At 38.1% G+C, this 12,080-nt stretch carries 12 protein-coding genes; 1 reads left to right on the forward strand and 11 read right to left on the reverse strand.

Annotated elements, in window-relative coordinates:
• Positions 1 to 55 precede the first annotated feature (55 nt).
• Positions 56 to 1,870, forward strand: a complete 1,815-nt coding sequence (gene glmS / locus KQI83_RS09380; protein WP_216556962.1) for a glutamine--fructose-6-phosphate transaminase (isomerizing) — start codon at positions 56 to 58, stop codon at positions 1,868 to 1,870.
• Positions 1,871 to 1,918: 48 nt separating this feature from the next.
• On the opposite strand, the gene clpB is transcribed toward glmS, so the two are convergent.
• From clpB to KQI83_RS09435, 11 genes are all read right to left on the reverse strand, one after another.
• Positions 1,919 to 4,501, reverse strand: coding sequence for an ATP-dependent chaperone ClpB (gene clpB / locus KQI83_RS09385; RefSeq protein WP_216556965.1), 2,583 nt, complete (start codon positions 4,499 to 4,501; stop codon positions 1,919 to 1,921).
• Positions 4,502 to 4,678: 177 nt separating this feature from the next.
• Positions 4,679 to 5,791 carry a GGDEF domain-containing protein gene (locus KQI83_RS09390; RefSeq protein WP_216556968.1) on the reverse strand — a complete coding sequence of 371 codons (1,113 nt, stop codon included), beginning with the start codon at positions 5,789 to 5,791 and terminating at the stop codon, positions 4,679 to 4,681.
• Between the two features lie 14 nt (positions 5,792 to 5,805).
• Positions 5,806 to 6,978 carry a MalY/PatB family protein gene (locus KQI83_RS09395; RefSeq protein ID WP_216556971.1) on the reverse strand — a complete coding sequence of 391 codons (1,173 nt, stop codon included), beginning with the start codon at positions 6,976 to 6,978 and terminating at the stop codon, positions 5,806 to 5,808.
• A gap of 1 nt (position 6,979) precedes the next feature.
• Positions 6,980 to 7,837: a DUF3737 family protein gene (locus KQI83_RS09400; protein ID WP_216556974.1), complete on the reverse strand. Its 858-nt coding sequence runs from the start codon at positions 7,835 to 7,837 to the stop codon at positions 6,980 to 6,982.
• Between the two features lie 53 nt (positions 7,838 to 7,890).
• Positions 7,891 to 9,225, reverse strand: coding sequence for an MATE family efflux transporter (locus KQI83_RS09405; RefSeq protein ID WP_216556977.1), 1,335 nt, complete (start codon positions 9,223 to 9,225; stop codon positions 7,891 to 7,893).
• Between the two features lie 132 nt (positions 9,226 to 9,357).
• Complete coding sequence (locus KQI83_RS09410; RefSeq protein ID WP_216556981.1) at positions 9,358 to 9,912, reverse strand: DUF2087 domain-containing protein; 555 nt, start codon at positions 9,910 to 9,912, stop codon at positions 9,358 to 9,360.
• Between the two features lie 11 nt (positions 9,913 to 9,923).
• Complete coding sequence (locus KQI83_RS09415; RefSeq protein ID WP_216556985.1) at positions 9,924 to 10,067, reverse strand: hypothetical protein; 144 nt, start codon at positions 10,065 to 10,067, stop codon at positions 9,924 to 9,926.
• A 192-nt stretch (positions 10,068 to 10,259) separates the two neighbouring features.
• A complete protein-coding gene (locus tag KQI83_RS09420) occupies positions 10,260 to 10,571 on the reverse strand; it encodes a hypothetical protein (RefSeq protein WP_216556988.1) in 312 nt (103 codons plus the stop codon).
• A 7-nt stretch (positions 10,572 to 10,578) separates the two neighbouring features.
• Positions 10,579 to 10,818, reverse strand: a complete 240-nt coding sequence (locus KQI83_RS09425) for a hypothetical protein (protein WP_216556991.1) — start codon at positions 10,816 to 10,818, stop codon at positions 10,579 to 10,581.
• Positions 10,803 to 11,060 (reverse strand): hypothetical protein, encoded by a 258-nt coding sequence (locus KQI83_RS09430; RefSeq protein ID WP_216556993.1) that lies wholly within the window; start codon positions 11,058 to 11,060, stop codon positions 10,803 to 10,805. Before KQI83_RS09430 ends, KQI83_RS09425 begins: the two co-directional genes overlap by 16 nt.
• A 140-nt stretch (positions 11,061 to 11,200) precedes the next feature.
• Positions 11,201 to 12,067 carry an EamA family transporter gene (locus KQI83_RS09435; protein WP_216556996.1) on the reverse strand — a complete coding sequence of 289 codons (867 nt, stop codon included), beginning with the start codon at positions 12,065 to 12,067 and terminating at the stop codon, positions 11,201 to 11,203.
• Positions 12,068 to 12,080 lie beyond the last annotated feature (13 nt).

Consider the following 12,080-nt stretch of genomic DNA (forward strand, 5'->3'; position numbering starts at 1 on the left):
GCAACATCAAAACAAAAAATCCATAACCGTACAAACTATATCAAGGAGATTTTATATGTGCGGAATTATTGGTTTTACCGGTAAGTTAGAAGCTCAGGAGATTTTACTGGAAGGACTTGAAAAACTGGAATACAGAGGATATGATAGTGCCGGCATTGCCTATTTTAAGGAAAACGGAAGTATTTCTATTCGTAAAACGGCAGGAAAAGTAAAAGATTTGCGCGCCATTTGCGATGAAAATACTGCTACCTGTGGCATTGGTCATACTCGTTGGGCAACACACGGTGGTGTTACGAATGCAAATGCTCACCCTCATAAATGCGGGAATGTAGCTTTGATTCATAACGGAATTATTGAAAACTATCACGAATTAGTTGCTACTTATGATTTGGAAAAAGATTTAATCTCAGAAACAGATACCGAAGTTGCCGCTGCCCTGTTTAACAAGTTTTACGACGGTGAGAATCCAATCGCTGCAATACAGAAAGTAGTTCCTTTACTGAAAGGTTCTTTTGCTTTTTGTATTATATTCAAAAATAACCCAGACATGATTTATGCTGTAAGAAATGTAAGCCCTATGGTAGCAGCAACCTGTAAGGATGGCTCTTTTATTGCCTCTGACTTAACGGCTTTCATTCAATACAGCAAAAAATATTTTATTGTTCCTGAATATGCGATTTTAACCATGTCAAAAGAAGGTATTTCCCTTCAGGAACTGGACGGAACTCCCATTGAACCTGAATTTTTAGAAGTAAATTGGGATATTACTGCTGCACAAAAGGACGGCTACCCTACCTTTATGTTAAAAGAAATCAATGAGCAGCCGGCAGCAATTACAAGAACCATTGCCCCAAGAATTCACAATGGACTTCCGGACTTTTCTGCGGATAATATCCCGGAATCCCTTTTTGAAAATTGTCACGATATTACAATTATCGCCTGCGGTACTGCTATGTATGCGGGTATGGTAGGGAAAACACTCATCCAGGACTTTCTTGGTATTCCGGTAACTGTTGCAATTGCCTCTGAATTCCGATATGAAAAACCGGTTATTACAGAGGATAGTCTGGTGATTGTGGTATCCCAGTCCGGAGAAACCATTGACACCTTAGAGGCACTACGTCTTGCAAAAACTAAAACCAGCAAAACATTAGCAATTGTAAATGTAAAAGGTTCTTCCATTGCCAGAGAAAGCAACTATGTATTATATACGCATGCAGGTCCGGAAATTGCCGTTGCAAGTACAAAGGCATACACTGTGCAAACTGCCGCTTTCTACCTGATTGCTTGTAAATTAGGGCTTGTACAAAACAAACTGACAAAAACAGAGGCATTGGAATTTATCCAAAACCTGCAAAATGTAAGCGACAATATAGCTGAAATTTTAAAACTTTCTGCTAACATTGAGGAACTAACCAAACGTATGCTTAACGCTACCGACACTTTCTTTATTGGTCGAGGACTTGATTATACCCTTTCAATGGAAGGTGCCTTAAAATTAAAAGAAATTTCTTACATTCATGCAGAAGCATATGCAGCAGGAGAACTAAAACACGGCACCATTGCTTTAATCAGCGAAGGCGTTCCTGTTATTGCCCTTGCAACACAGGGTCATGTATATAGCAAAGTAATTTCAAATATCCGTGAAGTAAAGGCAAGAGGAGCTTATGTCATCTTATTAAGTATGGAAGAGAATGTAACCGATGCTTCCATCTGTGATGTACATATTCCTTTACCGAAAGTACCGGATCAGTTTGCAATCTTTGAAGCAGTTGTTGTGCTACAAATGATTGCCTATTATACTTCTACCGGAAAAGGCTTAAATGCCGATCAACCTAGAAATCTTGCAAAATCTGTCACGGTAGAATAAACAAAAAGAGAGAAACTCACAAAACGAGTTTCTCTCTTTTTCATTACTTTACTTTCTTTTTGCCTTCAACTCACCGTTTTCCACATCAATGAGAATGGTATCTCCGGCACCTACCTGATCTGCAAGAATCAGTTTTGCTGCCAAAGTTTCCACGGTCTTTTGCAGATAACGCTTCAACGGTCTTGCACCATAAACCGGATCATATCCATTGTCTACCACAAACTGCTCAGCCTGCGGTGTCAACTCTACTGAAATCTCACGGTCTACCAGACGTTTATTCAAATCTGCCATAAGTAAGTGAATGATTCCACCAATGTTATCTTTTGTTAATGGCTTAAACATAATGATTTCATCCAAACGATTCAGGAACTCCGGTCGGAAGTTGCCACGCAATTCATTCATAGCTGCTTCTTCTGCTTCCGGCTTAATATTTCCTTTTTCGTCAATACCATCTAACAGATAAGATGAACCCAGGTTAGAAGTCATAATTAAAATAGTATTTTTAAAGTCAACGGTACGTCCCTGAGAATCTGTAATTCGTCCATCATCCAATACCTGAAGAAGTACATTAAATACATCCGGATGTGCCTTTTCTACTTCATCAAATAAAACAACGGAATACGGTTTTCTTCGTACTGCTTCTGTTAACTGTCCGCCTTCTTCATATCCTACATATCCTGGAGGTGCTCCGATTAAACGAGACACAGAATATTTCTCCATGTACTCACTCATATCGATACGCACCATGTTATTCTCATCATCGAAAAGACTTGCTGCCAGTGCTTTAGCAAGTTCTGTCTTACCAACTCCGGTAGGTCCTAAGAACAGGAAGGAACCAATTGGCTTTGTTGGATCCTTAATACCTGCCTTGGAACGAATGATTGCCTCTGTTACCTTGGTAACGCCCTCATCCTGACCAATAACACGTTTATGCAACTCTTCGTCCAGATGTAACGTTTTGTTTCGTTCGCTTTCCGTTAATTTTGCAACCGGAATGCCTGTCCATCTGGAAATAATTCTTGCAATTTCTTCTTCACTGACATTTTCATGTACCAGGCTCAAATCCTTCTTGCGTACCTGTTCTTCTTCGATTTCCAGTTGTTTTTGAAGCTGTGGTAACTTTCCATACTGAAGTTCTGCTGCCTTTTCCAAATCATAGCTCTGCTGTGCTTTGGCAATCTCTGCATTTAATGCATCGATTTCTTCTCTTAACTTCTGCACTTTTTCCACAGACTTCTTTTCGTTGTCCCACTGTGCCTTTTTATTCTGAAATTCATTCTTTAATTCTGCCAGTTCTTTCTGCAAGGTTTCCAGACGGTCTTTGCTTAATCGGTCTTCTTCTTTTTTCAAAGCTGCCTCTTCAATTTCCATCTGCATAACCTTACGCTGCAATTCATCTAACTCTGTTGGCATGGAGTCTAACTCTGTCTTAATCAAAGCACAGGCCTCATCTACCAGGTCGATTGCCTTATCCGGCAGGAAACGGTCACTGATATAACGATTGGATAAAACTGCTGCTGATACCAATGCACCATCGGTAATCTTAACTCCATGGAATACCTCGTAACGATCCTTTAATCCACGAAGTATGGATATGGTATCTTCTACTGTAGGTTCGTCTACATGTACCGGCTGGAATCTTCGCTCTAATGCGGCATCCTTTTCAATATATTCCCGGTATTCATCTAACGTAGTTGCACCGATACAATGCAGTTCTCCACGGGCAAGCATAGGCTTTAATAACTGTCCGGCATCCATCGCACCATCTGTTTTTCCTGCTCCTACAATGGTATGCAATTCATCAATAAACAGGATAATCTGTCCTTCACTGCTCTTAATTTCATCTAAGACAGCTTTCAGACGCTCCTCAAATTCACCACGATACTTGGCACCTGCTACCAATGCACCCATATCCAAGGCAAATAACTTTTTATCCTTCAATCCTTCCGGAACATCGCCTCTTACGATACGCTGTGCCAGACCTTCTACTACCGCTGTTTTACCTACACCAGGTTCACCAATTAGTACCGGATTGTTCTTTGTCTTACGAGATAAGATACGAACTACGTTTCTAATTTCACTGTCTCGTCCGATTACCGGGTCCAGCTTCTGGTCTCTGGCACGTTCCACCATGTCATATCCATACTTTTCCAATGTATCATAAGTAGCTTCCGGATTATCCGAAACTACCTTCTGATTACCGCGTACTGTTGCCAATGCTTTCAAAAAGCGGTCTCTGGTGATTCCATACTCTTTGAAAATCTCTTTCATTGCCTGATTCGGGTATTTTAACAAAGTTAAAAACAAATGTTCAACGGAAACGTATTCGTCTCCCATCTTCTTTGCCTCATCTTCTGCACTGATTAACACTTTATTCAGGTTCTGTCCCATATAGACCTGTCCGCCGGAAACTTTTACTCGTTTCTCCAAATGCGTAATAGCATTCTGGGTAAAGTGTTCTTTATTTATTTCCATCTTTTCAATCAATTTGGGAATTAAGCCATCCTCTTGTGTCAATAATGAAACTAACAGATGTTCCTGCTCAATTTCCTGATTGCCATATTCATATGCAAGTTTTTCACAGCCATTGATTGCTTCAATTGATTTTTGTGTAAATTTTTGAATATTCATAAAGGGTTCCTCCTTCCCTTTCATGTTCTATTGTTCTACTTCGTGTATAACAATATCACACTTTGTTAGCACTGTCAATAGGTGAGTGCTAAATTTTTCAGATAATTTCAATTTTTTTTATAGCATACTAAATTAAAAAGTTCAGCAATATGTTACTACTGCTGAACTCTTTCTTCTCTAGGACTTCTGTTCCTGCTTTTTTAAATACATCTTTTTATCTGCATTTTTTATAATGTTATCAATATCTTTTCCTGCTCCAAAGTCATATCCAAGGGCAACGGAAATCTCTATTTTTGCCAGAGAACGCCAAACTTTTACAATCTCTTCCCATTTTTTTAATACTTCTTCCAGTTCTCCGTCCTTTGGATTTTCCATTACCATTACAAATTCATCGCCACCCAGTCGATATGCCTTTCTATTCTCCGCGGATAATCCTAAAATCATATTGCCCACATTGGTAATAACAAAGTCTCCCTGATTATGTCCCAAGGTGTCGTTTATCCGCTTTAAGTTATTTACATCCCAGAAAACTACGCATACCCGTTCAAACTTAGAATAAGACTTTTCCACCATCTGTAAAAATTTATTCTTATTGTACAAACCTGTCATCTCATCTATTTCGCTAAGGCGTTTCATATCTCCTGCATATTCGGCATAACCTAACAAGTTGGAAGAAATACTTTGAATTACCGGAAGTAACAGGAGCAACAAAATACAACGAGGTATAACGTAATACATTATCAGCGTATACCACGGATTGGTATTACTTGCCTGAAATTGCATCGTGGATGTGGCTGCATCCAAATAATAACTGGCTCTTTGTGTTGTGATAATCTGCATGTTCGCATCACATAATCCCCAGAAATATCCTCCTACCACACCGGAAAAAATACTTACTATACTTAGCAGATATGTGTACACAATCATTCGATTACTTGTATACTGCGTAGCTACCAATAATGGTAACACACTTAACAATACGGTATGATATGTTAATGTAATTCCTAAAATTGTAATTGCTAATATCATATTAAAAAGAAGCACATACTTGACCCATGGCTTATGCAAGTCACTCACTTTTCCAAATACAATCGCTGCCGCAATAACAATTGACGCACCTAATACTCCCTGAGACAACAATTCTGTATCTATAATAAAAATATTTAATACATTTGCTATCCAGATTGCCCATAATGCCACTAAGGTGATTTTCAGACACTTTAGTGTATATTTGTTTACTCTGCAATCAATCTCTCCCTGAGTATCGACTCCATAAACACTTTCAATCATTCTGTGCCTCCTTTCTATTTCTGGATATATGCTCTACATCCTTCTTTCAAGCGTTCCAGTCCATCTTTTACGCTTTCTCTCGGGCATGCAATGTTCATACGCAGAAACATTTCTCCGCCTTTGCCATACTGTCCTCCCGCAGACAAATACAGTCCGGTTTTCTTTCTCACAAATTCTGCAAGCTCGGATGCATCTTCACACCCTGATACCCCATTACAATCTAACCATAATAAATAGGTTGCATTTTCGGATACCAGCTTTATTTCCGGAAGCTCTTTTTCTAAAAACTCTTTTACACACTGCCTGTTTTCATATATATATGCTCTTAACTGCTCTAGCCATGGCTCTCCCTTGGTAAATGCTGCCACCGCTGCCTCCACTGCAAATACATTTGGTTCTGCAACCTCATCGGTATTCAATCCGCGATTTACCTTATGACGCAATGTTTCATCCGGTACTACTACTGCCGCAGTTTGCAACCCTGCAATATTAAATGCCTTGGTGGGAGCAATACATGTTATACTGTTTTTCCTACAGGTTTCTGAAACAGATGCAAACGGAATATACGCACTTCCCGGTGCTGTCAAATCACAATGGATTTCATCTGAAAGTACCAGTACATGATGTTTCCAACATAGTTCTCCTATTTTCTCTAGTGTGTCTCTATCCCATATTTTTCCTACCGGATTATGAGGATTGCAAAGAATCATCATAGTAGTCTGTGGATTAGAAAGCTTTTCTTCTAAGTCTGCAAAATCAATGATATAGGCTGTTCCATCATATTTCAAGGGACTTTGCAATACATTTCTTCCATTATTTACAATGGAGTTAAAGAAAATATTATACACCGGTGTCTGTATTAACACATTTTCACCCACAGTGGTCATTTTTCGTACAATACTGGAAATAGCCGGTACTACTCCTGTACAAAACATCATCCATTCCTTTTCTATTTTGAATGCATGTCTGTTTTTCCACCATCCAATGTATGCTTCATACCACTCATCCGGTACAATGGTATATCCGAAAACACCGTGTGCGGCTCTTTTTGTTATCGCCTCTGTAATCTCCGGTGCTGTTTGAAAATCCATATCTGCTACCCACATAGGAAGTTCATTTTCTGCAATATCCCACTTCAAGGAGTTGGTATTTCTACGATTTATGGGTGTATCAAAATTGTATTTCATACTAATTTTTCTCCTGTCTACATACTATTTTTGTCTTTTCGGGGTCAACTTTATCTCTTTCTATTATTAATTCATCAATGTACTCTGCACAAATAGTACCGCCGGACGGATTCAATACGCTGTCAATCTTGCTGGTAATATCTGCATCCACAGTAGAATATTCAAAAGCAAGTGTGGTATTTACCAACTTACAGTTTTTCATAATAAGGTTATCAATATAACACATTCCCTGTAAACTTTCTATGGTACAATTTACCAATGTTAAGTTTTTTGCATTCCAGCCTAAATATTCTCCCGAAATAAATGAGTCATATACGGTCGCATGATCACTATTCCAAAATGCATCCTTCGATAACATCCGCCCATTATGGATTTCTACATTTTCTGCTCCGTCAAAGGAATAATTTCCCACTAATTGAAAATCCTGAATCTTCATGTTACGACAATTCATGGCAAAGTAATCACCCTTTGCTGTAACATTTTCCATGGTGATATCCTTACAATTCCATAAGGTTTCCTCTGCATTTGGGAAGGTTACATTTTGTAATGTCACCCCTTGGCAACGACGAAAATTCTTCGGTGCTTCTATTATGGTATCTGCCACAGAAATCTCATTGGTATACCAAATTCCTGCTCGTGCCATCTCAAACAATGTACAATTCTTCAATGTAATATTACTACTATACCAAAGTGGATATTTCCACTTAAATAAACTTCCTACCAAATCAATATTATGGCTCTCTTTTAAAGGTGATTCTCCATCTGCAAATACCGTATCATATATCTGTAAATCTTTTCCCTGAAACAGTGCACGTTCTCCTGTCAGATACTCCTGTCTAATTTCTTTTTTCTTTTGCATGGTTTGCTCCCTTTCCTGCAATTACTTCATATGCCTTAAGTATACACTTGGATTTAGGAAATAGCAAATACTTCTCTTTTATAAATAATATACGAAAAAACTGCGGTGATAAGCTCTGTAACAGGAAAACTATACCATACCCCATTTGCGCCTGACATTCTGCTCAGTCCAAATGCCATGGGTATCATCACCACAATATATCGTGCCAATGATATATATAAGGAAGGCATTCCTTTTCCCAAACCTTCTAATGCACCTGAACAGGTAAGGGAAACTGCCGATACCAAGAATCCAAGACTGATTACATGCAGTGCAGTAATTCCAATCTGAACGGTCTGACTATTAGACGTAAATAAACCAATGAGATTTCCCGGTATCAGCCATGACAACAGGGTTCCTACTAACATCACTACACAGGATAACCCCAATGCTGTATGAAATATCTTTTTTACTCTTTCCTTTTCACCTGCACCGTAATTATATCCGATTAATGGTCGGATTCCCTGAATAATTCCATTAGCACTCAGATAAATAAAGGTTTGTAATTTATAATAAACACCTAAGACTAATACATACTTTTCCGAAAATCCTGCCAGGATTCCATTTAATGCTGAAATAAGCACTGACGGTAACGCCATATTTAATGTTGCAGGAATCCCTACCGCATAGAGCTTTCCTACCAGTTGCTTATCATTTGTTAAATATTTCCGTTCTATTTTTACCGGAATCGGGCGGGTCTTATATAATATGAGGTAAATGAGCAATGTAATACACTGTCCGATTCCCGTAGCGTATGCTGCCCCTGCAATTCCCATAACGGGAAACGGCCCGATTCCAAAAATCATCAGTGGGTCTAACACAATATTTGCAATAAATCCGCACATCATACTGAACATAGAGGCCTTCATTCTACCTACTGCCTGAAAGATTTTTTCTAATGAGATTCCTGTGGTAATAATAACAGAGAATAAAAATGCACGATTAGAATACAATAGCGTCAACTGTGTTACCTCTTTATCTGAGGTAAACATTTTTAAAAACAGCGGCATTCCGCCAATGCAGACAAATGTTAAAATCACACCATGCAAAAAGTTTAAAAATACACCCAGAGTTACTGCTCTATTTGCCTTTTCCTGATCATTGGCTCCTAAATAGAATGCCACTACTGCATTAATTCCCACACCAAATCCAACTGCAATAGAAGTAATCAGATTCTGTACCGGATATACCAAAGCTAATGCCGTCATGGCTTTTTCACTGATTTTTGCCACAAAATAGCTGTCTACAATATTGTACAATGAGTTCACTGCCATGGAAATCACCATCGGCAACGCCATAGACAATACTAAGGGTAAAATTTTCTTTTCTTTCATAAATGACTGATCCATATTTCTCTCCTTTGACATAAAAATACCACATAACTACAATCATGTAATTATGTGGCGAAAAAAGATTACTCTTGAAAAATCCACTCCTATAAAGGTTTTATGGATGCAGTGTAACATATGTTCGTAAAATTGTCAATTTTCCGCTAACCAATAGGTTGCCTTATCTCGTTCTAATATCTGTTCCGATATCATATCTCTGCGGATAGTACAAAAATCATCGTTAAAATCCGCAATTATGATATTTACTTCTCGTTCGGTATACTTTTTCCCTTTTTCAAAGGATTTCGCGATTTCTTCTAAAACAATTCGCTCCTTTTTCCTTTGTGCCGGAATTGACTTTAACTTACCGTATTCAAAAAATGCCTCGATTACTTTCTGACGATAGGCTTCCTCTCTTTCTTCCTGAAGCTTTGAGTCCGCAGATTCTTCTTTAATAATATCAATGATTTTTGTCATAAATACTTCTTTTTTTAAGGAATACATCATATAATACTGATCCTTATAAGACTCTACTGCTCCGGCATCTTCTAATTTATTCAAATGAAAAGAAATGGTTGGTGGTGTCAGATTCAATCGTTCTGCCAGACGCTCCACATACATATCTTCTATCATAAGAGACTTTAATATTTGAAGTCTTGACTTATCCGCCAGGCATTTAAATAATTTAATTGCTTCTGTCTCTGTCATTATTCTTCCTCCTACAATCTACGATATTCTGCCATAATTTTCTCTACTGTGTCAAGTTTGGTCTCTTCTATTAAAATCTTTGCCACATCCTGATATTCCTTTGCCTTTTCATAGGATTTCTTCCAGTTTGCAGGTACTGTTTCTGCTTTTTTCAAAAACATTTCCTCTGCTTTAGCTTCTTCTCCTCCGTTCTTTTCCGCTTCACGTTAAGATACCTGATATAAAGTTCCAAAAACATCATAAATATTTGCTTCTACTTTGCAAAGATTTGCCTCGTCTTTTCTATCTTCCACCACTTTATAATTTCACTATTATTAAAGCATGTATCCCAATCAACGCACTTATCCCTATTCTACCAGATTTATTTGGGCTTTTCCAACAAGATCCATATGCAACTGTACCTGATTCTTTCCACCAAACATCGTATTATCTCCAATGGCTATATGAAATGTATCGCACATCTTTTCACCCAATACTGCATAACCACAAAGCTTTGTAACATGGTCATTCATTCCGAATCCCAATTCACATACGGTTTTTTCTGCTGTTCCAAGCTGCTGTAAAAATTCATTTACTTCTTTACAATTGCTTTTTTCTACAATTCCGTTATGAATTTCCAATACTACATCATCATATGCTCCTACATTTTCTTCATACAATTCTCTTTTAACACTTCATAAGCAATGTCATATGCTTTTCCATACGGGTAATATATTCTGTCGGTTCTAATCCTGACTCCAATGCATTTTCCTGGGTAGGAATACGAATCTGCAAGAAACGTTGTACTTTTCCTAATGCCCCAAACAAATTTCCCATATAGTGTTTGTAAATCATCATCTGTTCCTGTTCTAACTGTGCACCCAGTACTACCGGCTGATATACAAAGATGTCTAATACCGTATCCACCTTTTCAAAAACAGAAAAATATTTTTTCCAAAAGAACGTTCTGTTGCCTGAGCAAACAACTTCTGATTTCTACCTCTGGACTGACGTAACTCTAATGGAGACGCACCTGCTGCCACGACTGTTTCTGCAAATTCTTCTAAAACATCCTCTTGCTCCTGTTCGCCCCAGAAATGCAAAAGTACCATCTCTCCTTCTTGTATTCCACTTGCTTTTACTATCTTGTTTATAATTTGTCTATTCATTATTTTTCCTTCTTTTTTTATATTTATCTAATCAAATTTTTCATTGCAAAAAAAGAAAGGTTTTCATAGACTTATTATCTTTCTATTAAAACCTTTCTTCTTCTATCACTACACAAAATAATATCTCATAATCACATTTCTTATAACAATAAGACTAAGGTTCCTGCCACTAACAGCACTAACCCCACAACTGCCTTTTTCGTCAGTCGTTCTTTTAGGAATACCCTTGCAAACAATATCGTAATCAATATGCTTAATTTATCAATTGGTACTACGATACTAGCCGGTCCTTCCTGCAATGCCCGATAATAACACAACCAAGACATACCGGTTGTCACTCCGGAAAGTATCAAGAATATCCAGCTAGTTCTTCCAACCCCTTTTACCTTCGATTGTTTCTTTTGCAAAAATACCACTACCCATGCCATTACAAGCACTACTCCGGTACGCACTGCTGTTCCGTAATTAGATGGAATTCCCTCCATTCCTAATTTTCCAAGAATAGAAGTTGCACTGGCAAACACGACTGAAAGTATTGCATATATCAGCCAGCGATAATCTTTTTTCTGCTGTTGTGTAACCACCGTTTCCTTTTTTTCTATCATTAGCATGGTTCCTGCTAAAATTCCAACCATTCCGATAAACATTGGAACGGTAAAAGCTTCACCTAAAAACAGAAATGCCAATATCATGGTAAGTACGGTACTGGTCTTATCGATTGGCGTTACCTTATTTACATCTCCCAGCTGTAATGCCTTGAAATAGCATAACCAGGATGCTCCGGTTGCTACTCCTGACAAAACCAGCAACCACAATGTCTTTTGTGTTACTTCATCAATGGGAACATAGGAATTTGTCACAAATACCATCAGCCAAGAAAACAGCAATACTACTATGGTTCGCAATGCCGTTGCCACATCTGAATCTGTATTTTTTACACCTATTTTTGCAAGAATTGCAGTTGCTCCTGCAAATAAAGCAGAGCCCGTTGCAAAAAGTATCCACATCTTTTGTCACCTG

Origin of the sequence: Roseburia sp. MSJ-14 (assembly GCF_018918225.1) — a bacterium.
GTDB lineage: Bacteria > Bacillota > Clostridia > Lachnospirales > Lachnospiraceae > Petralouisia.